Source organism: Microcoleus sp. T3_B1, assembly GCF_036700445.1.
Classification (GTDB): domain Bacteria; phylum Cyanobacteriota; class Cyanobacteriia; order Cyanobacteriales; family Microcoleaceae; genus Microcoleus.
This window is the reverse complement of sequence record NZ_JAUBOX010000001.1, coordinates 253,231-278,463: the sequence shown is the minus strand read 5'-3', so window position 1 is coordinate 278,463 and position 25,233 is coordinate 253,231. Positions and strand designations below refer to the sequence as shown.

Below are 25,233 nucleotides of genomic sequence, written 5' to 3'. Positions count from 1 at the left end.
AAACTGGGTTTTTCGCGTAAGTCCTATAATAGTCTAATTGTCTCTCATCCATCTAACATACCATTCACTTTTCCATTAAAGCCGTAGACTTGACGACTACCAACAAACGGCACTAATTGAACTTCCCTTTCATCTCCCGGTTCAAACCTGACTGCTGTACCTGCGGGGATATCCAACCGCATTCCTTTGGCTTGTTCTCGATTAAACTCTAAGGCTTCGTTGGCCTCATAAAAGTGATAGTGGGAACCGATTTGAATGGGTCGATCGCCTTTATTTCCTACAAGCAACCGCAGCGTTGGGCGATCGGCATTTAATTCTATTTCGCCTGCTGAAACAATCATTTCTCCTGGAATCATTTTTTCCTCCTCTGAGTCTCTGTGGTTAATTTTTTAACGGATCGGATCGTGCACTGTTACCAACTTAGTTCCGTCGGGAAAAGTCGCCTCCACCTGGACTTCATGCACCATTTCTGCTATCCCTTCCATCACATCTTCCCGCGTCAGGAGAGTTGTTCCATAACTCATTAAATCGGCGACGGTGAGGCCATCTCTTGCTCCTTCTAAAATGGCGGCGGAAATGTAAGCTAGCGCTTCTGGATAGTTTAATTTTAAACCTCTTTGTTTGCGGCGCTCTGCTACCAGGGCGGCGGTGAAAATCAGCAGTTTGTCTTTTTCTTGGGGGGTGAGTTGCATTTTTATTCTTGTAAGTGCGATCGCATTATTTGGTTATGATATCGTTTACGGTTGTTGCTGAATGATTAAGAATGATTAAACCGCAGAGGGCGCAGAGGGCGCAGAGTCAGAGAAGAGAGAGATGAATAATCTAATTAGGAGGGCAACTATAGATTGAAACTCAAAGATCATCCTATTTTATCCAAACTCTGGGCAAACAGCAAGGGCGTTCTGAAAAAGATAAGCGCAGCAAGTGCCAAATGTTGACAAACCAGTCTCTAGCTGCGGTGGTGGATGTACCGCGATATCGGCACAGCAAACCGTTAGGAATACGAGTCACGCCGACGGTGGAATTACCAGGATAAATTGTTGCCTCACATGGCAAATTTCGCACTTTTTCCACGATTTCTGTGGTTACGGGTTCGCCTACCCAAGCGAGGGTGGCGACTACGGGTTTTCCTGCGAGGCCGTGAGGACTTTCGAGCATTTTTTCTCCACCTTTGAGCAATTGTCTGTCAATCCATAAAGGGCTGTTTTGTTGCCAGATTTCGGTGTGCGAGATCCATTCTCCAGACAAGAACTTTTCGCCCCTAGCACTGCGTCCAAATCTGGTAATTTCCCACAGTAAAATCCTCGCTGTTGGTGCTAATTCTACCCGCAAATTTTGCCGATATATTGCGCCGTCAAAAACTATTGTTTCTTGTGGCAGCCATTCTAAATTAGCACCGGGTTCTAGTTTGATGTCAATATTTTGTTGTGATTCTAGTCCGCTGCTACGATATATTTTACCAGCGGCGGCGCTGGTAATCAAGGCTTTGGCGTTGGGTTGGAGGTGAAAATGGCTGGAAAGTCGATCGCCCCCGACAACTCCACCAGCCGTGTGCAAGATGACGCTGTGACAAATCTCTTTACCTTCAGGATAAAACGGGCGCTGCACCTTTAGGGGCGCTTGCATTTGATTGTGAATGATTTGAGTTGAGCCGCTGCGGTTAGCGTAGACTAAATCCAGGCTGCCGTGCCATCCATTTTCAACTTGATCTATATGTTGTTTGGTCAAATTTTCCGTCACTAATTTTTAAATTTAAAAACATTCCCAATCAAAAACATACCACGACTGCGGCGCTTCCCTGCAATTAGTTAAATAATGATAATCGTTCTCTGAAATATTTTTGGTTTCTGCACTTATTAGTATAAGAATTTACATTTATCAACCATCAGATCGGCGAAGATGCGCGTACCATGTAAAAATCAGTAACTAGAGGAGTGCAGAATATGCCTCAAGTTCTCTTCAAAGTTGATTTGACCAAACCGATGTCAGAACAGGAATTAGTCGGTCACAATCGCTGGCATCCAGATATTCCAGCAGTAGTTTCCGTCAATCCCGGCGATGTATTTCGCATCGAGTGCAAAGACTGGACAGACGGACAAATTAAAAATGACGACAATCCCGACGACATTCGCGATGTAGACTTAACAGTAGTTCACGTTTTGAGCGGGCCAATTTACGTTAACGGCGCGCAGCCGGGGGATATTCTAGTAGTCGATATCCTCGATATCGGGGCTTTGCAAGGGGACGAATGGGGTTTTACGGGAATTTTTGCTAAAGAAAACGGCGGCGGTTTCTTAACCGAACATTTTCCGACTGCTGCTAAAGCAATTTGGGATTTTCAGGGAATTTATACCGCTTCCCGACACATACCAAAAGTCAGGTTTGCTGGGATTACTCATCCGGGTTTAATCGGCTGCGCTCCTTCTCAGGAATTGTTGAATAAATGGAACAAACGGGAAGCGGAATTAGTAGCAACAAATCCCGATCGAGTGCCGCCTTTAGCAGCGCTGCCGAACTCCAAAAATGCAATTTTGGGCTCGCTGCAAGGGGCAGAATTCGATCGAGTGGCGGCAGAAGCGGCGCGCACTGTTCCTCCCCGCGAACACGGCGGCAATTGCGATATTAAAAACCTGTCGCGGGGTTCGAGAATTTATTTCCCGGTTTATGTCGAAGGCGCGAAACTTTCGATGGGAGATATTCACTTTTCTCAAGGAGACGGGGAGATTTCATTCTGCGGGGCAATTGAAATGTCGGGCTACATCGACCTCCACGTTGATATTATCAAAGGTGGCATGGATAAATACGCGATGGTCAACCCGATTTTCAAACCAGGGCCGGTGGAACCCCGCTATTCTGAGTACCTCGTTTTTGAAGGGATTTCTGTTGATGAATTTACGGGTCAGCAGTATTATATGGATGCCCACGTTGCTTATCGACGAGCTTGTTTGAATGCGATCGAATATTTGAAAAAGTTTGGTTTTACCGGAGAACAAGCGTATTTGCTGTTAAGCTGTGCTCCTGTGGAGGGTCGCATCAGCGGCATTGTGGATATTCCCAATGCTTGCTGCACGATTGCTTTACCGACAGAAATTTTCCAGATGGATATTCTGCCGTCTTAATTAGTAGGGCGGGCCGGGCCAGTCAAGGGGGTGTGAACTTAAGACTAAAGCCCTCTGTATCTCTCGCTTTTATCCGAGTCTAGATCCCCCTAAATCCCCCTTAAAAAGGGGGACTTTGAGCGCTCTTCTCCCCCCCTTTTTAAGGGGGGCTAGGGGGGATCTAGAGGAATGTGACTCAGACAGCAGACTGATACTAACTTTGACCTTAAGTTGAACTTAAATTAACACAAATGCGCGGCCCGCCCTAGTCATTGCATCCAAATTTACCCTCAAAAATTGATATGCCTCTATACGATTTTAAGTGTGAAACTTGCGGCATTTTTGATAAGTGGCGCCCTCTTGCAGAATCAGATACACCGGTGCTTTGCCCGAATTGCGAAACTGTTGCTAAACGCATCTTTTCGCCGCCGATGATTTTAACGGGAAAGCTGCGGTTGAAAGGTCAAGAAAATCGGGAACCGGAGGTAGTTAAGCGTTCTGAGCAACCTAAACCGCAGCGGAATCGCGAACACCGAGGGGGACGACCTTGGATGATCGGTCACTGATCCAGTTTGATATTCCGACAGTCCGATAGTCCGGCAGGGAATGAATTCCCTGCCTCAAAGCGAAAGTCCTCTTAAGAGGACTGTAAAGTTAGTATTTGCTTGCTGTGCGTAAGTCCTGTATTTCAGTCGGTTTCAACCGACTTTTGCTATTAGACAGGGACTTCAGTCCCTGGCGGGCCTGGCGGGCCTGGCGGGCAAAGGAAGTATGAATCAATTCTACTCTCTTTAAAAAAGGCTAGGGAGTATCGAAATTTTAAGCGATCGCTGCGTAACTTCTAACCAGATTATACTAATTAATATGCTTTTTAAATTATCCTCCCATGCCAGCCACCCCTGAAAGCCTCCAGAAATTCGTCACCTACTGCCAGCAACACATTACAGGGGATGAAAAAGGACAAGCACAAGTATTTTTAGACCGCTTCTTTCGGGCTTTCGGCCACGAGGGGGCATTAGAAGCTGGCGCAACCTATGAGGAACGCATAGAAAAAAGCAGCAAAAAAGGTCAAATGGGATTTGCTGATTTGGTGTGGAAAAAGCACGTTTTGATTGAAATGAAAAAACGCGGTGAAGATTTGACTAAAAGAGAACACCGCACCCAAACAGAACGCTATTATATTCGCCTCAAAAAAGACGATCGCCCGCGCTACGTGATGATGTGCAATTTTGACGAGTTTCACATTTACGATTTCGACCTTCAGCCGGATCAGCCTGTAGACATTATATCCCTAAAGCAATTGCCCGCGCGATCGCCCGCTTTTGCCTTCATGGAATCTACTAGCCGCCGCCCCATATTCAAAAACAACCAAGTCGAGATTACCGAAAAAGCTGCTAGCAGAATGGGGATGCTGCTGGAAATGCTAATCGAGCGCGGCCAAGAGCGCAAATTTGCTAAATTTAATCAGTTTCAAGCACAGCGATTTGTGTTGCAGTGCGTCTTAGCAATGTTTGCCGAAGATAGGGGACTTTTGCCGCCGGCACTCTTTACTCGCTGCGTCAAAGATTGTCTGGAAGGAGCAAGTTCTTACGATGTCTTGGGCGGCTTATTTCAAGCAATGAATCAGCCGGGAGTCACGCCGGAAGGACGTTATGAAGGAGTCGAGTATTTCAACGGCGGATTATTTTCGGAAATACACCCCATTGAACTGCAACAGGGAGAGTTGAAAATATTAGAAGTTTGTGCAGAACAAAACTGGAGTCAGGTACGCCCTTCTATTTTTGGCAATATCTTTGAATCGGCTTTGAAAACAGATAAAAAACAGCGCCGCGCTTACGGGATTCACTTTACTACTGAGGGAGACATTCGCCGCATTGTTCTGCCCACAATTAGCTATTACTGGGAAGAGCGAATTAACGCTGCAAATACCGTAGCCAAACTGCAAAATCTGCACCAAGAATTAGGTCGCTATCGCGTCCTAGATCCGGCTTGCGGTTCGGGTAATTTTCTGTATGTAGCTTATCAGGAACTTAAGCAAGTTGAAAAGTTACTTTTAGATAAGCTAAACGAGTTCGACGGTACAAGAGGTTATATGAATTTAGTCACGCCGCAGCAATTTTACGGCATGGATATTAACTCGTTTGCGGTAGAGTTGGCGCGGGTGACGTTGATGATTGGCCGCAAGGTGGCGATCGATAATTTGGGATTGAAAGAACCTTCTCTGCCTTTAGATACTTTGGATAAAAATATTGTCTGTGCTGATGCTTTATTTACTGATTGGGTGAAGGCTGACGCGATTATCGGCAATCCTCCGTTTTTAGGCGGAAAGCACATGAGGATTGCCCTGGGAGATGAATATATTGACCGCGTGTTTAAACGCTTTCCCGACGTGAAAGATTCGGTGGATTTTTGTGCTTATTGGTTTCGCATAGCTCACAATAATTTAGAACTCAATGGCAGGGCAGGTTTAGTTGCTACTAATTCAATTAGTCAAGGTAAAAGTCGTGCTGCTGCTTTAGATTATGTCGCGCAAAATGGCGGTCACATTTATGCGGCAGTTTCTACTCAGCCTTGGTCGGGGGAAGCTAAGGTTCATGTTAGTTTGATTAACTGGAGCAAGGAAAAGCCGAAACTTTATTATTTAGATAACCTCGCGGTTTCTAGTATCAACTCTTCGCTGCAAGCTACGATTGATGTTTCTCAAGCTGCTAGGTTGTCAGCGAATTTAAATAAATGCTTTCAAGGGGTAATTCCGGTGGGTATGGGATTTATCGTTACTCAAGAACAGGTTAATGATTGGATTAAAGAAGATACTAAAAATCAAGAGGTTCTTAAACTTTTTTCAATGGGTGCAAATCTAGCAAAGAATCCTAACGGTATGCCGGAACGCTGGATTATTGACTTCAATGATATGAGCATTGAAGAAGCGAGTGAATATGTGCTGCCTTTCGAGTATGTAAAAGCTCATGTCAAGCCTGAACGAGATAAAAACCGCAGAGAAGTAACTAAAGTTAATTGGTGGAAATATGGCGAAAAACGACCAGCAATGAGAAAGGCGATCGCCCCTTTATCTCACTACTTTGCAGTTCCAGAGGTATCCAAATGGGCTGTTTTCGTTCCTTGCTCTTGTGAATGGCTGCCCGGAAATAAAACTAAAGTCGTTGTCTCTGATGATTTTTATATTCTCGGCATTCTCTCATCTAAAATTCACCGAATTTGGATGCACGCTCAAAAATCAACTCTCAAAGGAGATATCGCATACACCCACAATACCTGCTTTGAAACTTTCCCATTTCCCCAGACACCGACTCGTAAATCAGTAGAGCAAATTCGGGCAACGGCGGTCGAATTGCATCAATACCGCACTCAACAAATGTCAGCAAAGCAGTGGGGAATTACTCAACTTTACAATAAATTTTTTGAAGAGCCAACAAGTCAACTTTATAAACTTCATGCTAAGCTCGATCGCGAATGTAATGCAGCTTACGGATTTACTGACAGCGACTATATTTTACCAAAAGTGCTGGAATTAAACCGAGAACTGGCAGAAAAAGAAAAACGGGGCGAATCGGTAGTTGGGCCTTGTGTCCCAACTGACTACAAATACTAATCGCTGTTATCAGAAATTTTGTAAATCTGGGTATAATCACATAGATTGTTGATAGAGATCACAAACACTCTAGTCTAAAAAGAGAGATACTAGGGGAAGCGTTGAGTTTTGAGTGAAAGATTTCAAAATTCAAAATTCAACACTCAAAACTGCTTTCGACCTTCAGCATAAGTGCATTCTGCTTTTCTTCGCTCAATTACTCCTGATTAGTTTGGGAGGAACTTCCAATGTTATTATTTAACCACAGTCAGTCCAAGAATAGCAAGGTAGAGCAAGAGCACTATGCTCAAAAACATTTGTTACAAAAATCAACTATTAATATAACTGGGCTAAAGGCAGAATGCAACCGTTTGCGGATCGGTCAAAAGATTAGCTATGGCTATGCTTTAGCTATCGGCATAGCGATTTTGGGAACTGGTGCGGGACTGAGATTGGGAGACTACTTTCGCAAGCAAGCTTTAGTTCAGGTGAATGTTGCTGGGCAGCAGCAGCAAATGTTGCAAAATTTGCAAAATACCGTATTTGAAGCCCGATCGCACGCGGCGAGATTGCCGGCCGTTTTGGGAAACACGGTGTTGCTGCAATACGAACAAGATCGGTTTTTCGGGCAAATCACTCAGGCGAAAATCCTGATTTCAGAAATTGAATCTTTTGCACTAGAAAATCATGATAGACTAGCAACAGAAGAGGCAGCATTGCAGGCTCTCTTGAAGAAATCTGCCCTCGTCATTGATTACTACGCTCAGCTAATTAAATTGCAGTTAAAAGAAGCGGAAGTAGGGAACTTGCCACCCAACAGCATCGAGTCCGCACAGCTACAAATGTTGAGGACTAGCAGCGGCAAAGAGGCGATCGTACTAGATAACCTTGCTCAACGTTTAACTGACCTAATTTCAACAGTAGAACTTCACAAACAGGAAGGAACCCAAGCATTAGAAGAATCTGAAAATTTGCGAAACCGAATTATTCTCGGAAGTATGCTAATTTCAGCACTCATCGCTGTGGCACTGGCGGACAAAACCAGCCGCGCGATCGCCCAACCCCTCGAAACCGTCACTAATGTGGCTCAGCAAGTCACTCGCGAATCAAATTTTAACCTGCAAGTACCAGTCACAACCGACGACGAAATCGGAGTTTTAGCGGTCTCTTTCAATCAATTAATTCAGCGAGTTAGCGAGTATACAAAAGAACTAAAAGAAACTCAATCCCAATTAATTCAAACCGAAAAAATGTCATCTCTCGGTCAAATGGTTGCAGGGATAGCCCACGAAATCAACAATCCTGTCAACTTCATCGGGGGCAACATTGACTATGCCAACCAATACATCAAAGATTTGGTAGATTTGGTAACTCTCTATCAAGAATATTATCCCAACCCACCAGATGCCATTCTAGAGCGCATCGAAGACATTGAACTCGAATTTCTCAGAGAAGATTTACCAAAAACTCTCTCTTCGATGAAAATGGGAGCCGACCGCATTCGCGAAATTGTCGTCTCCATGCGGAATTTTTCGCGATGCGACGACGGAAAAATGAAATCAGCCGACATTCACGAAGGAATTGATAGCACCCTCGTAATTCTCAATCATCGGCTCAAACAAGGTATTCAAGTTATTAAACAATACGGCAAGTTGCCTGCGGTTGAGTGCTATCTGGCCCAACTAAATCAAGTATTTATGAACGTGATAGGCAATGCAATAGATGCGCTGGAAGAGGTGAAAAAGGAAGACAAAGGCTATTCGCCAACGATTTGGGTTAGCACGGAAGTTACGGCCGACAATACTGTCACCGTCAAGATTCGGGATAACGGGCCGGGAATTGCCTCCGCAAGCGTCCAACAGATATTTGACCCATTTTTTACTACAAAGTCGATCGGCAAAGGTACTGGATTAGGATTGGCTATTTCCTATCAAATCCTTGCCAAGCATCAAGGCAAAATTGAGGTAAATTCTCAAATAGGACAGGGCACGGAATTTGTGATTACTTTGCCAGTTGCTGCGTAATATAGGACGGGCTAGAAGCCCATTCCACAAATTTGGGACGGGCTAGAAGCCCATCCCACAAATCCTGCAAGAATTACTATAAGCTGGCGCGCATCTAATTTGAAGAATCCTCTTTCTGAAAACTCTTGTGGGCTGGGCTTTGAACATCGCCCGAAAAAAATAAAGTTAAATGCCGCAACAGCTTATTAACTCACAAATGATTGAAATGGATGGGGGCGGAGGGACTTGAACCCACACGACCGTTTCGGGTCAACGGATTTTAAGTCCGTAGCGTCTACCATTCCGCCACGCCCCCCTTTGGTCAAGCTGCTGTGGTTTTGAGCCACTAAGAGCAACAGCCTTTTATTCTACAGCCAAAACCCCAATTTACGCAACCCCTAATCAAAAAATTCCCAAAAGTCGCGCTGGATCTCCGCAAGCGGTACAATAGTTAACCAGCTAACGCAGCGTGCCAACTGACTTACCCGTGTTATTATTCCCCTAAAGCAAATCTATGTATATTACCTTACTGCTTTACGCCGTCTTGGCAGGAGCCTACCTCCTGGTAGTACCCGCGGCCACCTACGCTTACCTGAACAGCCGCTGGTACGTCGCTACCTCTTTTGAGCGCGGCTTCATGTACTTCTTGATGTTCTTCTTCTTCCCAGGTATGTTTCTGCTAGCTCCGTTTTTGAATTTTCGGCCCAAACGGCGGCAGATAGAAGCATAAATGCGACGTATTGACGTAATTGGAATCAGTGTCGGCTTTTTTGTAGCAGGTGGGTTTGTCTACTTGCTACTGCAATTTGCCGGACTCGACAGCATGAATGCAGGGATTTGGAGTCAGTTATTTTTGGTCGCCGGCTTGATTGGCTGGCTGGTGACTTATTTATTTCGAGCACTGACTCAAAATATGACCTACAGCCAGCAATTGCAAGACTACAAAGAAGCTGTCTTGCAGAAGCAGCTAGATGCACTCACTCCTGAAGAATTAGCCAAACTTCAAGCCGAAATTGAGCAGGAAAAAGATAATTAGTCAGTGGTTAGTTGTCAGTTGTCAGTTGTCAGTTGTCAGTGGTTAGTGGTTAGTTGTTAGTTGTCAGTGGTTATATCATGTCCGGTCGAGCGATCGCGCTTTTTGTAGGGGCTCCCCTCGCCAACAATACCTGCTAATAATTGACAATCTCAAAAACTCGCCCAGACCGGGATATTATGGTTAATCGATCGGACATGATATTAGTTGTTATTAGCTAATACCAACTGCCAACAACCAACTGCCAACTGACACCAGACAACAACCAACTGCCAACAACCAACTGCCAACTGCCAACTGACACCAGACAACTGACAACTGCCTAATGACTATTTCTAATTGTTTTGAAACGTTACGCAAGAACCACCAATGTGCCTTGATTCCTTTTATTACTGCTGGCGACCCAGACTTGGAGACAACGGCTAAAGCACTGCAAATTTTGGATGATAACGGTGCAGACGCGATCGAGCTTGGTGTTCCATATTCTGACCCGCTAGCTGACGGGCCGGTGATTCAAGCCGCTGCTACAAGGGCTCTACAGCGGGGGACGCGGTTAGATTCGGTGCTGGAAATGGTAGCGAAAGTTAGTCCGAATTTGCGATCGCCCATCATTCTATTCACATACTACAACCCGATTTTGTACCGAGGTATAGAAACCTTCTTGCAGCAAATTAAAAGTGCTGGAGTTCAGGGATTGGTTGTACCAGACTTGCCCTTAGAAGAAGCCGACAGTCTCATCCAACCTGCTAACAAATTAGGGATTGAACTAACATTATTAGTTGCTCCGACAAGTCCCAAAAGTCGTATAGAAGCGATCGCTCGTCAGTCTCAAGGATTTATTTACTTAGTCAGTGTGACGGGGGTTACGGGAGTACGCGAAGGCTTAGAAACGAGAGCAAAAGAGTTGCTGCAAGAACTCCGCACCGTCACCGACAAACCCATCGGCGTCGGGTTTGGTATATCGAAACCTGAACACGCTCGCCAAGTGAAAGAATGGGGTGCAGATGCTGCGATTGTTGGCAGTGCTTTTGTCAAACGCTTGGCCGAAGGAACTCCAGAACAGGGTTTAGAGGCGATCGGCGAATTCTGCAAAAGTCTAAAAACAGCGATTCAAAATGCTTAGTAAGTGTGCACATACTTTCAGCCATTAGACAGATGTGTGCGATCGGGATAGGCCACGACAATTGCGATTAAAGACCTTGTTGTACTTGAGATCATACATCCACTGCCTTCTGGTTCCTGACCGGAAGGTTTTTTTTGAACTTAAAAGGCAAAACATCTTAACCTAGTGCGCGCACAGAGAACCAAACAGCTATCTAGGGAAACAGCATTGCCGTGTCCGGCACGGCGTGCTGCGACTTTTAATAATGGGTAAAATATTGAGGATTGTCCATTCCTTCTTCCTGATTGCTGATTTCTATCCGCTCGCAAAGCCGAAGAGCCTTCTTCCTTCTTATTTCTTCCTTCTTCCTTCTTCCTTCTTCCTTCTACTATAACTTTAGGAATCTAACTTGAGATAGATGAAAAGCTCCTGTTTCTATTCGTATACTAAAAAAGTGTTTAAGTGCCTAATTTGGTAAGGCTAGACATCTACAAAGCCACAAGGCATTTGAGAATCTCACAATAGAAAGGAGCATTTTTATGAAGAGACTAACTGCATTTCTGAAAAAAATTCGAGCTGTACAAATTTTAACCGTGTTTCTGGCTGGCATTTTAGTATTAGTGAGTACGGCCTGCAGCGGCGCTGGTGTGGCGGCAGGAAAAACGGATGTGATGGCAGGAAAAGCTGATGCGAGGGTAGGAAAAACAGCCGACCAAATTAGAGAAGAAGTACCTTCAGGGGCTGTAACGTCTGAATTCAAAGGGGGCATGAACGACTACCCCGATGTCGATCCCAGAAACAAAAAGCTTACAACACAAGAAGCAAAAGCTCAGCTTCTCAAAGAGGAAGCGCAGCACCGCATCGATACCAAATCTAGCAACAATGTAGGCGAAAACGTGCGACGGGTAGCGGATGACGCCCCTGAGAAACTAGGCCAAATTGGGGACAAGGTGAAGGAAGATGCTCGCACCGCCCAGCGCAAAGCTGATAACTTTGGCGACAAAACCAAACAAGGCTTTTCTAATCTTAAAGAAAACACTCGCGAAGGCTTGCAGGGAGCAAAAGATATTGTTAAAGAAGCCACCCAGGGAGCCAAAGAAAGAGTATCAGAGGGTACTGAGTCTCTGAGATATGGTACCAGCGGCGGCCAAGAAAATATCAATGATGCAGCACGAGATGCAAGATAGAACGCTGAAGAGGCCTCGGACAAGGTTCCCTAGAAAGTGAGTCGAGATATTGACTGACCTCAACGAGCGACAAAAAGAGCGACAGACGACTAATCTCAAATAACGCTGTTTCCTTCTCGGGAAGCTACATTCCGACAGGGGTTAAAACCCCTGTCGGAATGTAGGTAAAGTCAATCGATTTTAGATTTTAGATTTTAGATTTTAGATTAAAGAATTGAAGCCTTGACCCCACGGATGAATCCGAGGGCTTGTATCCTGGATGCTTTCGGTCAATCGATTTTAGATTTTAGATTTTAGATTTTAGATTAAAGAATTGAAGCATTGACCCCACGGATGAATACGGGGGCTTGTATCCTGGATGCTTTCGGTCATGTGAAGACTACTGCCTATTAATATTTGATTGGGTTTTAACCCCTGGCAGGGCTATTAGCCCGGAAGTAGAGTGCAGGGGGGTTTCACCACAATGCAACGGCCCTGTCCTTTTCTAGGGGGGAGTGGAGTGTCACTCCTTTCACGACGGATTTTTTATTATTTCTATACATTGTATTTTCATTTTTTAAGGTAAAAAATTTTCCATATAGTAGCGGAAAGTTGGTCGATCGCGCTATATTAAATTCACTTAATTAGCAATTGTATTTTTCAAGACATGATAAGGCAGCGTTTCTACCGTATTACGCCTCCATTGAATCGCATTTGAGATTAACAGCAGAAACTTATACGTAAGTAAAAAGCTTTAATCCCGATCGCCAAAGTATAAAATGTTTTTTATTAACACATAATAAGTAGAATTTCTGATCGACCGCTGGAAAATTATGGTATTTATGCCCTAAGATAGATACACTACGTTTTGTTACCTTAATGTCTGGGTGGAGGCCAGCGGATATGGACGCCATAGTAGATGCAGTAGATTTGACTGCGGTAAGGCAGGGATATCGCCCGATCGCGCAATTGTACACAGATTCTCGATCGGCTATCGATCGGTTCCTGCGCGAGAAAGACCGACAACCCGCCGCTAAAATTCTCCAACCTACCTCGTTGTGGCGGAGGATTTCCGGGACGCGGTGCTGCCCAAATCCCAAAAAGTTGCATTAGCGATCGTTAATTGCATCGGGAGAAATAGTCCTCAACCGAACAGACATTCTCGACTAACTCGAACGCAGACCGATTATTTACAAATACATTAAACCTTTTAATCTTTCAATTAATCTTGGCTGTTATCTTCCAGATGGAGGTGTATAAATTTTAGGAAAAAGAGGCTAAGGATTCGGGATATATTCGAGCCGTAATCCGTAGCAAATCGACAGGGGAAATGGAGGCAAACCTTATCTTAGGAATTCTGTTTTGATGCTAGTAACTATGATGCACGACTTTTATGATGCGCTGGCCGATTTGGGAATCTATGCAGATGCCACACCGGCGGAGCGCCAACAAATCCTTAATCGCGTTGGGGCTAGTCAGAAAAAACTCAAAGAATTCGCGCACCATACGCCGATCAATTACCAACACAAGTTCGATCTGGTTGAGGCCGAATTGCTCGGCGTTTTGGGACAGACAGCAGAAGCAATGGAACTTTATGATCGAGCTATTACCGGAGCTAAAGCGAACGAATATGTCAATGAAGAAGCTCTTGCCTGCGAACTCGCTGCTAAGTTTTACCTGTCATTGGGAAGAGAAAAAATTGCCCGAATCTACATGATAGATGCCTATGATTGCTATGTGCGCTGGGGAGAACGAGCAAAAATTGATGACTTAGAAAAACGTTATCCTCAATTATTAAAACCGATTTTAGAACCCGCAAAACTCCCTGCAAATCCCTTAGCAAATTTTCCAACACCTGCTGGGCAAAATCAATCGCTTCATCCATCCATTCATCCATCCATTCCTCCGTCTGTTTCGGCGAGCGTCTCAGATTTCGGGAATTTTTCAACACTGCTAAAAGCTTGTCAAGGGCTCTCTAGTGAAAGAGAACTCGATCGACTGATTGCCAAACTGATGCAACTGGCGATGAAAAATACAGCAGCTAACAAAGGGGCGCTGATTTTGCCAAATGGCAATCAATGGGAAATCGCGGCTACAAGCGCGCTCGACAATTCGGGACTCGAATGGGCCATCAACTTATCATCCGCAACACTCAATGAAAACAGCGATATCTTGCCCCTTAAAATTGTTGAGTGCGTTAAAAATTTATTGAAACCTGTGATTGTTCGAGATCTCGCTCAACAACGTGATTGGGATTCCGACTCCTACATCCTCAAATATCAACCGCAGAGCCTGTTGTGTTGGCCGATTCTCGATCGAGGCAAGTTAGTCGGCATTTTGTATCTGGAAAATCGCTTAACAGCAAGAGTTTTTACCCGCGATCGCCTGCAACTTCTCAATCTACTGTGTTCCCAGGCAGCCATCTGTTTGCAAAATGCTCTGCTTTATAAAAAATATCAGGATTACAACCAACAATTAGAGCGATCGCTAGTAAAAATTAGTCGAACCGAAGCTCAGCTTGCAGATCAGAAAACAATGCTCCAAGCGATTCTTGATGTCGCTCCGATTTGGATTTGGATGGTGAATCTCAGTGGTAAAGTACAGTTTTTGAACAAGACATTTTCTCAAGATGTGGGCGTGTCTCTGAGCGATTTCCTAGCGGTCGAGCATTATAAAGATATACTGGGGGAGAATGCAGCGGGCTGTCTGGTTTCAGATGCCGCCTGCCTTGCTCAAGATTTGCCGCATTACTCCAGCGAAATTCTCAGACTTGTTGACGGCAAACTACACGATTTAGAAATCACGAAAGTCCAGTTAAAAAATTCCCAGGGCGAGACGATCGGGATTATTGGTTTGGCTGTTGATGCCACCGATCGCAAGCGAGCAGCCGAACTTTTGCAAGAGCAAAATCAACAGCTAGAAAGAACTTTAAAAAATTTACAACAAGCACAACTGCAAATCGTGCAAAGTGAGAAAATGTCTGCCTTGGGTAATTTAGTCGCCGGAGTTGCCCACGAAATTAACAATCCGATTGGGTTTATTTCTGGCAATTTAAGCGAAGGTAAAAGAAGTTTGGAAGATGTTATCGAACACTTAGAATTGTATCGCTCCGGTGCATCCCAATCGGAAATAGCCGACCACGCCGAAGAGATAGACCTCGATTATCTTTTGGAAGATTTACCGAAGATGATTGATTCAATGCAACTTGGATGCGATCGCATTTGCAGCATCAGCAACAGTTTGCGTACCTTCTCGCGAGGCGACAAAGACTACAAAGTTCCTTTTAATATTCACGAAGGCATTGATAGCGCTATTTTAATTTTGAAACACCGTCTCAAAGCAAACGAACACCGCCCGCAGATCGAAGTGATAACTAAATACGGCAATCTCCCTAAAATCGAATGTTTTCCCGGTCAATTGAATCAAGTTTTCATGAACCTGCTTGCCAATGCGATCGATGCCTTAGAAGAGTCAAATATAGGACGCAGTTTTAGCGAAATTACCGCCAATCCCAACCGCATCACGATTTGCACGGAGCTAGTCGGCGAAGGGTACATTAAAATTAAAATTGCTGATAACGGCATCGGAATCAAAGAGGAAATTAAACAGCAGATATTCGACCATTTGTTCACGACGAAAGGTGTCGGAAAGGGAACGGGATTGGGGTTGACAATTGTCCACCAGATTGCGGTAGAGAAACATGGCGGAAGCATTGAGGTGAAGGGAGAGCTTGGAGTTGGCACTGAGTTTGCGATCGTTTTGCCTGTGAAGGGAGAAATTTGAACTCAAATTCAATGTTTTTTGGGCGATCGCGTAATAAGATATACTGAATTTTATTGGGGTCTTTTTTTGAAAGCCTTGGCATAACTATTTTAAAGTAGCATCATTTTTTTATCCAGCAGTTGTTCAATCACATCAATTTTTCCAACCAACTTTAAGGAAAATCCGCCATCGGTAGAAAGGGAAGCTAGATTTTTTAGTTCTCCCTAAGCTGTTGTGCACCTAATTTGACACTCAATTTTTCTACAATTATTGTGGAACGGGCATCCTGCCCGTCTCTGGATTCAATTTAAATGCGTAGCAGCTTAGCCAATGGGCGAGTTTTTGAACCAAGCTTTGAGCTACCTTAAAATGTTATGAGTTGCTCGCCCTCATAATAGTAGAGGATTGGTGTGTACGAGGCCAAAACGCTAATGAATTTTACTGAGTGTACCTTATGCGGTTGATAACTGCTATATTGGCTCAGGTGATGTATCTGACGGAGGAAGTAAAAACGATGAAACTGCAAACCATTGGCTCGACGTTACTCTTCTCACTTCTAGCCGCGCTGAGTGGCGGCGATTTTCCCTTCCTCCCTAGTGCTCAAGCCAAAATCCCTTCTCCTATTGATCCCTTGATTCAATCGGCTGGCTAAGCGTCTACTCAATTTATCACCCTATTCTCCAGACTTTAATCCGATAGAATTATGGTGGTCACAACTGAAAGCTTTTTTACGTCATTTCTCTCCAACCACTACCACTCCAGCTTGATGTTTTACTTGCTACTGGACGCTTATTTACTCAATACTAAATAATTCACAAAGGGGTTGACAAGCTGTTGCTACTGTACTTCATGAAGCGGGAATTGGTTGTATTTTAGACACCCTATAAGGAATGAGAATTAAATAACTTCCACAAGTTTGTGGGATGGGCGTCCCGCCCGTCCTTTTTGGACGGGCGGGACGCCCATCCCACAATAACAATTAAAATTGTAAGTTATTTAATTCGCGATCCTAAGTGAGCGCGTCACCCATTTTGAGTTGGGAAATGTCTATTATACAAAAAAAAATCACCAAGGCTTCGCCCTACAAAAATTTATCTTAAATTTAACCAATCTTGAATTTCTTGCGCTAACCAAGCCGCCTCAACCTCTTTCAAATTTGTTGCTAAAGTATAAAAGTAAGTTCCCCTCTCGTTACCTGAACGAATCCTGATTTCATTTCCCTGATAAGTATTGTATAGAAAAGCACCCAAAATCTCAGAAACTTCCCCCCTTTGTCCTAAATAACTCCAACCAAATATCTGATGTTCCAGTTTAAAGTAGTTCCGGTTAAAGGTAATTTTAGTACCATTGCCCAAAATCTTAACTAAGATACTTGCTATAAGCGGAAAAAATCCTAATCCCATAGTCACATTTACTTGCAAATATGCTAAGACTATCGGCCAAGATAGCAGTATAGTTAATATTCCTATAAAAGCACCTGAAAAAGGCTTTCTGACTAAACGAGACGGAATTTTAATCTTTAACTCGGTCGCTGATTTGCTAACTTGAATGCGACTGTGACGCGGTTTAGCAATTTTCCTCACAGTCTCAATTTGAAGATTAGCCCCTTGTATGTTTCCCGATTTCAAAGCTGCTAAAGCCTCTCTAGCCTCGCTGAAACGCTTTTCTAACGCGATTTCCGTCATCTTCTCAATCCAGCTTACCAAACTAGGACTCACACTCACGCGATCGCTAAACTGAATCCGAGAATCTTTCTGTGGCAAATCCGCAGGAGTCACCCCCGTTAACAAATGAATTAAAGTAGCTCCCAAAGCATACAAATCCGAAGCCGCCACCGCCCGCCCCCAAAACTGTTCTAAGGGTGCATAGCCACTCGTTCCTACCACTGTAAACGTTACACCTGTCACCGCCGCTTGAGCTTGTACCGCACCAAAATCTACTAGATAAACCTGCTGATTTTCCCCCAAAATTAAATTACTCGGCTTAATATCTCGGTGCAAAACCGGGGGACTCAATTCATGCAAATAAATTAAAATTTCTAGCACTTCAGTGGCAATTTTTCGTACTTGTTTTTCTGAAAAATGCTGACCATTTTCTAAAAAGTCCTGAAGCGAAAACCCCGGAATATAATCTTGCACTAACCCAAACCAAGGGAATCCTGCTCCGGCTTCCCGCTCCAGGGAAAAATAATCTCGATAGCAAGGAATGCGGGGATGATTTAGCGCCTGCAAAACTTGTGCTTCTCTTTCAAAAAGCTTGAGTTCTTCCCACTGCATTTCCGGGCTAAAAGCTAACATTTTCAGCGTCACCTGTTCTTGAGACTCTAAATCTACTGCTAGCCAAGTTTGATGACCGGCCGCTGTGCGTCCTAAACGCTGTTGCAATTGATAACGTTCTTGTAAAATTTTTCCGGGATTTAACACAGCCTAGTCCTATTTTGTTTAAATATATGAAATTTCCTTAACTATTAAATTAACTATTTTGCCGACAGCGTTAAATTGCTAGTACAAGTAATTATCCGTGGATTTCTCCATTCGGCATAATTGTACCGCGCCACTGAGCACCCGTTAAATTAGCAGTGCTCAAATCTGCCCTAATCAAATTTGTGCGGTGCAAAATTGCCTCCCGAAAATCTGTTCTAGCCAGGTAAGCATCAGTCAGATCAGCTTCACTCAAATTTGCCTGATTCAAATTAGCTCGACTCAAATCAGCCCTCACCAAATTAGCGCGACTCAAGTCAGCCATAACTAAATTAGCATTGCTCAACTTAACATCAGGAAGAAATGCACCCCGCAAGTTAGCGCCAGCAAATTCAGCATCAATTAACACAGCTCTTTCCAACTTAGCATTTGTCATTACAGCCCAAGAAAAATTTGTTTCTACCAAAGTTGCTTCAGTCAAAAATATGCCATCTAAAATAGCTTCGCTCAAATTCGCCTGAGTCAGATTTGCTTCCCCCAGAGATGCTTCTGTCAAATTCGCGTGACTGAGATTAGCTTTAGTCAAATCGGCACCTTGCAAATTGACGCCCCGCAAATCGGCACCTTGCAAATTTGTACCCCGCAAATTTGCACCCTCAAAAATCCGCACCTCCTTCCGCAAATTTGCACCCCGCAAGCACGCCCCGCGCAAATCGGCACCTTGCAAATTCACACCTCGCATATCTGCATCGCTCAAATTTGCATCAATAAAAACTGCCAAAGAGATGTTGGCTTTGCGAAAGTCTGCACCTTGCAAAGTCGCTCCGTGGAAGTCTGCATCAGACAAATTTGCTCCGCTCAAGTTCGCTTGATTTAAGTTAGCACCGCACAGCTTTGCATTAGTTAAATTTGCGCGCTGAAGGTTAATTCTGCTCAGGTACGACATCGCTAAGTTTGCACCCCAGAGGTCAGCATTACTTAAATTGACGCCAATTAAATCGGCACCGCTCAGGTATACCCCTCTGAGATTCATACCTTGAAAATCTAGTTCTCCTGATGTATATCGCCTTAAAATTTCGCTGGCATTCATATTTTTTTTGTTGTTAATTAGGTACAATCTGCTATTTCTAGGCTGCTTAAATTTCTGTTCGCGCAGGCGGACTTAGTTTGTGTAGCGCCAGACTTGAGTCTGAGAAATTTGATGAAATTTCTTGAATTTCAGTTGACGCAGGCCGACTTAGTTTGTGTCGGGAGCATCTCACCTTTGCAGCCCTCCGCTAGAAATTGGAGTTTTGAGGCAGGAGGCAGGAGGCAGGAGGCAGGAGGCAGGAGGCAGAAGGAAAGAGGAAGAAGGAAGGAGCCAGAAGAAGGAAGGAGCCAGAAGAAGTATTTTTACAAATATGAGATGCTCCCGTTTGTGTCACCCCAGACTTGAGTCGAGCGTTTAATGAGTTTGATTGACAAATTCTTGAGTCCAAAAGACTGTTTTGTTGCCTAACTGTCGCCCGTGAATTTTCACATGAGTAAGATATTTGGATTTTAAAGTACACAGTTTTTTGTGAATGTAGGTAGCTGTAGCCTGTTGGTTTGGTACTTCAGCCGACTCCAGAATCACATGGAGCCAACCGTCTTTAAATCCTACTGTAGCAGCAATTCCTTTAGGCTGTAGCAATTGATTAATCAATTGGGCGATCGCCTTTGGTTTGCCTTGTTTTGCCATTTCCAGAAGCTGATACTGATTTGCTTTATGGCTCGAGTTTTCCTGCGGGATGTCTGAAATATTGTCAACCAAGTTTTCTGTGCTTTCAGAAGGATATTTTCCGCTTTCTTTTGACTCCAATTCGCTCAAAATTTCCAGCAATTTATCGGTAAACTTCTGAACTTTTCCTACATACTCTCGGAGATTTTTATATTTCCAGTACAAACGCTCCTCTACACTTCCCGTAGAAATTTTTCCGTTCAAAGCAGCTTCTAACTGGGTGAATATATTTTCTATTTGCGCCGTTGCGGAGTTAGCACTTTGACTGACTAATTCTGTCATTTCTTCTTCCAATCCCAACTTTCGTTTGATGGAATCGCTAATATTTATAATAACAGGAGCCGCCGGTTCTAAAATTTCGATAATAGTCGGCATTTCTGCAACGGGGAAGGTTTCTACGATTTCCGGTCTGAACTCGGTAGCATAATTATTGCTGGTTTCGGGTTCTTTAAACTGTAGATTTTCTGCCGTGTCCGGCACTAAGTAACTCTTCTGGGGGTCATAATGATAGTGAGGTGGAGCAGCTTGAAGGATGTGAGTAATCTCGCCTGGATCAAAATAATCGGTGGGCCTGTCCACCATCTCGCTCTCTTCATAAACACTGTTGTTTAAATGTGTCTGATCGTAATCTTCACTAGCCGAAGATTCGGCTTCATAGGATTCTTCCTGTTGCATTTTTGCGTAACAAGGATTCATCGCTTTGATGATTACGCTCGCAGCTTGATCGTTTTCATCTCTGTTGTCGAGATTGCTAGCAGTTCTGTATAAATGAGATTCCAGTTCGGCTAGGCTGCCACAGACATTAAACAGTTGTCGCAGCAGAGTGTCAAGTTCTTGAGTTTTCAGCAGTAGCCAGTCGCGATCGCTAAAAGTAAACTCGTGATAAAGACTCGAAAAAATTAGGATTTTCGCCCTCAGCGGATTTGTTTGCTGCAAAATTTTTTGTCTGACATCAAATAAAGAACCGGGGTTTCTTGTCCTTTCTTCGCTGCTGGGTATTTCCGAACTAAAGTGATCGTCAAATGCGGGAGCTTCCTGACCGCCAAAACTAGATATGTTTATTTCTAATTTGGTGAAGTCTTCAAATTCATACAGCCTGCTAAGTTGACAGACTATGAGGTCTGCTACTAAAGCATACTCGGTTTTTTTATTAACCTTAGAGACTATACTGTTTAAAACTGCTTCAATATCTTCTAACCTGCTGTATTTGGCGCACAGTTCTTCGATTAAAATCCTTACATCGGCGCTGGCGAGTTGGGCGGGGTCGTTTTCCCAGAACTCTTTACAAGCAAAAAATATTATTTTTTTAATGCGCGAGAGATTCACGTCTTGTTCTAATTCGCGAACAACTTCATCTAAAATAGATAAAGCTTTCATAGTTTTCCTCCCATAAAAATACCCTGTCAACACTCAGCAAGAAATAATACAATTATACCACATTTGATAAATGCAAGACTTTGATGCGATCGTAATTGGCAGCGGTATTGGGGGCTTAGTCGCAGGCTCGATGCTAGCCCGCTACGGGAAGCGGGTGCTCGTCTGCGAGAGCCACACAATAGCGGGCGGGGCAGCTCACAGCTTTTCGCGCCGGGGATTTCACTTTGATTCGGGGCCTTCTTTTTATTGCGGTTTGACTGACCCCCTGTCGTTCAATCCTTTGCGACAAGTTTTTGATGTTTTGGAGGAATCGATCGCAGCAATTTCCTACGATCCGCTGGGGCATTACCATTTTCCAGAGGGAAGTTTACCGATTTATGCTGATGCCAGAAGTTACTTAGATGCTGTAGCTAAGTTCGCACCGCAAGGTGCCGTAGAATTGCAGCAATTTCAACAAAACTTATTAGTTTTGTATGAAGCTTTGCGTGGAATTCCGGCTTTAGCGCTGAGATCCGACTGGCAGTTGATACCTGTTTTGCTGTCTCGGTACTCGCCTGCTTTGCTGAAGCTGTTGCCGCTAGTAGGTGCGATCGCGGGTTCAGCAGGTTCCTTGATGGATCGCGATGTGCGTGACCCTTGGGTGCGGCGCTTGATCGATTTGGAGTGCTTTTTGCTGTCGGGTTTGAAAGCGCACGGAACTGTCGCGCCGGAAATAGCTTTTATGATTGGGGAACGATCGCGCTGTGCGATCGAATATCCTGTAGGTGGCAGCGGTGCGATCGTCGATGCTTTAGTCAGAGGTTTGCAGCGCTGGGGAGGAAAATTGCGCCTGGGAGCTCCCGTCGAGCAAATATTAGTTGAATCCGGCAAAACCACTGGCGTTCGCTTGAAAAATGGCGAAGTTATCCGCGCCCCAATTGTCATTTCAAATGCCACAATCTGGGATACTTATACAAAATTACTGCGGCCTGAAGATTTGCCGGAAAGCTATCGAAAAAACGCTTTGTCGATGCCAGCAGTAGACAGTTTCATGCACCTACATTTAGGCATTAAAGCCGAAGGACTCGAAGGTTTGACCGGCCACCACGTCGTCGTTCACGACAGCAAGATTGACATTACAGTACCCGGAAATACTTGCATGATTTCGATTCCTACAGTGTGGGATGCAACTCTCGCGCCGCCCGGACATCACGCCGTTCACGCTTATACATTGGAACCTTACGAAGGTTGGGAATATGGCGAATTGTATCAGCAGAAAAAGCAAGAGCGATCGCAATCTCTGTTTCAAGCTTTAGAAAAAATTATACCCGATTTGCGATCGCGGATAGTCTTAGAGTCGATCGGTACACCGCTAACCCACGCCCGATTTTTGCGCCGATATCAAGGAACTTACGGGCCTGCAATTGCCGCCGGAAAAGGCACATTTCCCGGCCCGCAAACACCAGTCAAAGGCTTGTATCGGGTGGGAGACAGCACCATGCCCGGAATTGGCGTGCCCGCTGTCGCAGCATCGGGTATTTTGTGCGCGAATACTTTGGTAAATTCCCATGTTACAGCACAATTTTTGTAAGCGAAGGAAGTTCGGCAACGGATTTTGTAACGGATGTAACGGATGTAACGGATGTAAAGGATAGAAGGAAGAAGGAAGTTCGGCAACGGATTATGTAACGGATGTAACGGATGTAACGGATTAACTGGTTCCCAGCCAGAGGCGGGGAACCGAGATCCAGAGGCTCTGCCTCGCTGGCAAAAAAACAGGAGGCAGAGCAATAGTGAAATGCGTTCCCAGCCAGAGCCAGGGAAGGAGGAAAACGAGGAAAAAACTACTTTTTACAAAATCTGCCTGCTGCCAAAACTGATTATCCACCAGCGGCAAAAGCGCCCATAATTGCGATCGACAAAGCCAAACCTGGCAACAGCAGCAATCCTAACATCAAAGCATCGTGTCCGCTCATCACTTTCTCCTGATATTTACCTTAAATATTATACTCTATAAACTGCCATCTTGCCTCGACCTTAATAATTAATTAAAACCGGCATATAGATTCAGGATTGACAGGGCAAATTTTATTAACAATGGGATTCCCGCGCAAGTCCAGGGTAGTTAACTTTTGCAAAGATTGCAGGGAACTGATATCAGAGATTTGATTGTTGTACAAGTCTAGTAAAAATAAGTTATTTAAACCTTGTAGCGCGCTGCTATCCGAAATCGGATTGTTGAACAGATAAAGTTGAGTCAAATTAGTTAACGATTTCAGGGGACTGATGTCTGATATTTGATTGTTACCGAGGTTGAGTTCACTTAAATTAGTGAGCGATGTCAAAGGACTAATATCTGATATTTTATTTTGGAATAAAAGCAATTTATTTAAGTTAGTTAGAGAACCCAGCGGAGTAATGTCAGATATTTCATTTCCGAACAGAAACAGCGTATTGAGATTTTTTAAGGAAGCCAGCGGGGTGATATCCGATATTTTATTATTGTAAAGGTAGAGTGTCTGGATTTCAGTTAAATTAGCCAGAGGAGCGAGATCGGAAATTTCATTTTTGTAGAGGATCAGCGCATTTAAGTTAGTTAAATTTTGCACCGGAGTGATGTCTGAAATTTTGTTGTCAAACAAGACAAGTGCGGTAAGATTAGTTAAAACTGCTAGGGGAGTGAGGTCGGAGATTTGATTGGTATCGAGAACGAGTATACTCAGATTTATTAGAGATGAAAGCGGACGGATATCTGATATTTGATTGACATCTATAACCAGAGCTTTCAGGTTAGTTAAAGATTGCAGGGGAGCGATGTCAGATATTTGATTACTGCCGAGGATGAGATTAGTAAGTTGAGTGAAAGATGAGAGGGGGCTGATATCGGTAATTTGAAGATTTTTGAGGTTAAGTTCTTTTGTATTGGAAAGCAGTTCGTTGGCTCGATCGCACTCGGAAGTCTCTGATATTTGCAACAGTATGTCTACGGTATGTTTGGCACCGGGAGAGATGTTTTCTTTCTGCTTGCACCAATCGGAAAAGTTATTATAAGTTGTCATGGGCTGTGCTGCCTTAATCGATTTTAGATGGGATATTTGAAATTTTAGATATAGCGGTTCTCAAACGTGGTGAGGTATGGGGTGAGTCCTATGCCGATGCCCGATGCCCGATGCCCGATGCCCGATGAGCACCTCATGTTACTGAGAAAGGCTATAAGTATAGCAATTCTATTCCATTTGTGAATGAGATTTTTTTCGGGTTTTAAGAAATTTCCGCAAAAATTGTGTAAAGTAATCTTAACATCTTTAATTGCATTGCCTTCGCAGGAGCCAAGAGCCAACTATGACACCAGAACTAATTTTTAATGCCGGTAATCTGTTCGTTGTGCCTTTCTGGGCAATTATGATTTTATTACCAAACTGGGGAATTACCCGAAAAGTGATGAATTCCTTTATTCCGTTTGCAGTGCTCGCCGTTTTGTACATATATTTGTTTGGTAGCAGTCTAACTGCGGAAAATGCGGCTGCTTTGTCCAATCCCAAGTTAGCAGATATTGCTAAGTTTCTGGGGGAGGAAACGGCGGCGGCTACGGGATGGATACATTTTTTAGTGATGGACTTGTTTGTCGGGCGCTGGATTTATTTGGAAGGACAGCGGACAGGAGTTTGGACTGTTCATTCTTTGGCTTTGTGTTTTTTTGCGGGGCCGATGGGATTGCTTTCTCATATTGTAACTGCTTGGATTACTCAAAGGTTTTTTCCGAGTTCGGAAAGTCTTTCAGGGGCCGGTTCTGGAGCCCACCCCCAAGAAAATTGATGTATTGTGGAACGGGCTCTCTGGCCCGTTCGTTCCTAAGAATGGCGCAAGATATCAATAAGAATATAGATCGTAGCTAAACCCGCTCCTTGTATTTTGAAAGAGGTAGATGGCGGTTTACCGTTGGGT

General features: G+C 44.1%; 22 protein-coding genes and 1 tRNA gene. 15 read left to right on the top strand and 8 right to left on the bottom strand.

Annotation, left to right across the window (positions count from 1 at the left end):
- Positions 1 to 44: 44 nt before the first annotated feature.
- The 3 genes from QT990_RS01165 to QT990_RS01155 all read right to left on the bottom strand — a co-directional run bounded on the left by QT990_RS01165 (position 45) and on the right by QT990_RS01155 (position 1,740).
- Complete coding sequence (locus QT990_RS01165; protein ID WP_333286519.1) at positions 45 to 356, bottom strand: urease subunit beta; 312 nt, start codon at positions 354 to 356, stop codon at positions 45 to 47.
- A 33-nt stretch (positions 357 to 389) separates the two neighbouring features.
- Entirely contained in the window at positions 390 to 692 is a 303-nt protein-coding gene (gene ureA, locus QT990_RS01160; protein ID WP_006635319.1) for an urease subunit gamma, read from the bottom strand.
- Positions 693 to 864: 172 nt separating this feature from the next.
- On the bottom strand, positions 865 to 1,740 hold the full coding sequence (locus QT990_RS01155; protein WP_333286522.1) for an urease accessory protein UreD: 876 nt from the start codon (positions 1,738 to 1,740) through the stop codon (positions 865 to 867).
- A gap of 203 nt (positions 1,741 to 1,943) precedes the next feature.
- On the opposite strand from QT990_RS01155, the gene fmdA reads away from it, so the two are divergent.
- The 4 genes from fmdA to QT990_RS01135 all read left to right on the top strand — a co-directional run bounded on the left by fmdA (position 1,944) and on the right by QT990_RS01135 (position 8,711).
- Positions 1,944 to 3,119, top strand: a complete 1,176-nt coding sequence (gene fmdA, locus QT990_RS01150) for a formamidase (RefSeq protein WP_333286524.1) — start codon at positions 1,944 to 1,946, stop codon at positions 3,117 to 3,119.
- Between the two features lie 281 nt (positions 3,120 to 3,400).
- Positions 3,401 to 3,664 (top strand): zinc ribbon domain-containing protein, encoded by a 264-nt coding sequence (locus tag QT990_RS01145; RefSeq protein WP_333286526.1) that lies wholly within the window; start codon positions 3,401 to 3,403, stop codon positions 3,662 to 3,664.
- A gap of 320 nt (positions 3,665 to 3,984) precedes the next feature.
- Positions 3,985 to 6,708 (top strand): DNA methyltransferase, encoded by a 2,724-nt coding sequence (locus tag QT990_RS01140; RefSeq protein ID WP_333464818.1) that lies wholly within the window; start codon positions 3,985 to 3,987, stop codon positions 6,706 to 6,708.
- Positions 6,709 to 6,935: 227 nt separating this feature from the next.
- On the top strand, positions 6,936 to 8,711 hold the full coding sequence (locus tag QT990_RS01135) for an ATP-binding protein (protein ID WP_333410098.1): 1,776 nt from the start codon (positions 6,936 to 6,938) through the stop codon (positions 8,709 to 8,711).
- Between the two features lie 210 nt (positions 8,712 to 8,921).
- On the opposite strand, the gene QT990_RS01130 is transcribed toward QT990_RS01135, so the two are convergent.
- Positions 8,922 to 9,006, bottom strand: a tRNA-Leu gene (locus tag QT990_RS01130).
- A gap of 198 nt (positions 9,007 to 9,204) precedes the next feature.
- On the opposite strand from QT990_RS01130, the gene ndhL reads away from it, so the two are divergent.
- The 8 genes from ndhL (at position 9,205) to QT990_RS35750 (ending at position 16,520) form a co-directional block, all read left to right on the top strand.
- Positions 9,205 to 9,420 carry an NAD(P)H-quinone oxidoreductase subunit L gene (gene ndhL / locus QT990_RS01125; RefSeq protein WP_193972727.1) on the top strand — a complete coding sequence of 72 codons (216 nt, stop codon included), beginning with the start codon at positions 9,205 to 9,207 and terminating at the stop codon, positions 9,418 to 9,420.
- The gene (locus tag QT990_RS01120) at positions 9,421 to 9,726 is read left to right on the top strand and encodes a DUF3007 family protein (protein ID WP_333104690.1); all 306 of its coding nucleotides are present in this window, start codon (positions 9,421 to 9,423) and stop codon (positions 9,724 to 9,726) included.
- Positions 9,727 to 10,048: 322 nt separating this feature from the next.
- Complete coding sequence (gene trpA, locus QT990_RS01115; protein WP_333286531.1) at positions 10,049 to 10,846, top strand: tryptophan synthase subunit alpha; 798 nt, start codon at positions 10,049 to 10,051, stop codon at positions 10,844 to 10,846.
- Between the two features lie 518 nt (positions 10,847 to 11,364).
- The gene (locus QT990_RS01110; RefSeq protein WP_333464817.1) at positions 11,365 to 12,012 is read left to right on the top strand and encodes a DUF6658 family protein; all 648 of its coding nucleotides are present in this window, start codon (positions 11,365 to 11,367) and stop codon (positions 12,010 to 12,012) included.
- Between the two features lie 882 nt (positions 12,013 to 12,894).
- Positions 12,895 to 13,104, top strand: coding sequence for a hypothetical protein (locus QT990_RS01105; RefSeq protein WP_333464816.1), 210 nt, complete (start codon positions 12,895 to 12,897; stop codon positions 13,102 to 13,104).
- Positions 13,105 to 13,356: 252 nt separating this feature from the next.
- Entirely contained in the window at positions 13,357 to 15,774 is a 2,418-nt protein-coding gene (locus tag QT990_RS01100; RefSeq protein WP_333464825.1) for an ATP-binding protein, read from the top strand.
- 433 nt (positions 15,775 to 16,207) lie between these two features.
- Complete coding sequence (locus QT990_RS01095; RefSeq protein WP_333307548.1) at positions 16,208 to 16,405, top strand: hypothetical protein; 198 nt, start codon at positions 16,208 to 16,210, stop codon at positions 16,403 to 16,405.
- On the top strand, positions 16,398 to 16,520 hold the full coding sequence (locus QT990_RS35750) for a transposase (protein WP_445252049.1): 123 nt from the start codon (positions 16,398 to 16,400) through the stop codon (positions 16,518 to 16,520). Before QT990_RS01095 ends, QT990_RS35750 begins: the two co-directional genes overlap by 8 nt.
- Positions 16,521 to 16,844: 324 nt before the next feature.
- On the opposite strand, the gene QT990_RS01085 is transcribed toward QT990_RS35750, so the two are convergent.
- Positions 16,845 to 18,176, bottom strand: a complete 1,332-nt coding sequence (locus tag QT990_RS01085) for a serine/threonine-protein kinase (RefSeq protein ID WP_333138158.1) — start codon at positions 18,174 to 18,176, stop codon at positions 16,845 to 16,847.
- 91 nt (positions 18,177 to 18,267) lie between these two features.
- Positions 18,268 to 19,263, bottom strand: a complete 996-nt coding sequence (locus QT990_RS01080; protein ID WP_333138160.1) for a pentapeptide repeat-containing protein — start codon at positions 19,261 to 19,263, stop codon at positions 18,268 to 18,270.
- Between the two features lie 111 nt (positions 19,264 to 19,374).
- On the opposite strand from QT990_RS01080, the gene QT990_RS01075 reads away from it, so the two are divergent.
- Complete coding sequence (locus tag QT990_RS01075) at positions 19,375 to 19,608, top strand: hypothetical protein (RefSeq protein ID WP_333305905.1); 234 nt, start codon at positions 19,375 to 19,377, stop codon at positions 19,606 to 19,608.
- 9 nt (positions 19,609 to 19,617) lie between these two features.
- On the opposite strand, the gene QT990_RS01070 is transcribed toward QT990_RS01075, so the two are convergent.
- Positions 19,618 to 21,309 carry a hypothetical protein gene (locus tag QT990_RS01070; protein ID WP_333464815.1) on the bottom strand — a complete coding sequence of 564 codons (1,692 nt, stop codon included), beginning with the start codon at positions 21,307 to 21,309 and terminating at the stop codon, positions 19,618 to 19,620.
- Positions 21,310 to 21,379: 70 nt separating this feature from the next.
- Here QT990_RS01070 and QT990_RS01065 point away from each other — a divergent pair, with 70 nt between their 5' ends.
- Positions 21,380 to 22,879, top strand: a complete 1,500-nt coding sequence (locus QT990_RS01065) for an NAD(P)/FAD-dependent oxidoreductase (RefSeq protein ID WP_333464814.1) — start codon at positions 21,380 to 21,382, stop codon at positions 22,877 to 22,879.
- 457 nt (positions 22,880 to 23,336) lie between these two features.
- Here QT990_RS01065 and QT990_RS01060 read toward each other — a convergent pair whose 3' ends face one another.
- On the bottom strand, positions 23,337 to 24,347 hold the full coding sequence (locus QT990_RS01060) for a leucine-rich repeat domain-containing protein (RefSeq protein ID WP_333464813.1): 1,011 nt from the start codon (positions 24,345 to 24,347) through the stop codon (positions 23,337 to 23,339).
- Positions 24,348 to 24,630: 283 nt separating this feature from the next.
- Between QT990_RS01060 and QT990_RS01055 the strand changes: the two genes are divergently transcribed.
- The gene (locus QT990_RS01055; RefSeq protein WP_333464812.1) at positions 24,631 to 25,104 is read left to right on the top strand and encodes an ABA4-like family protein; all 474 of its coding nucleotides are present in this window, start codon (positions 24,631 to 24,633) and stop codon (positions 25,102 to 25,104) included.
- The last annotated feature ends 129 nt before the right edge of the window (positions 25,105 to 25,233 follow it).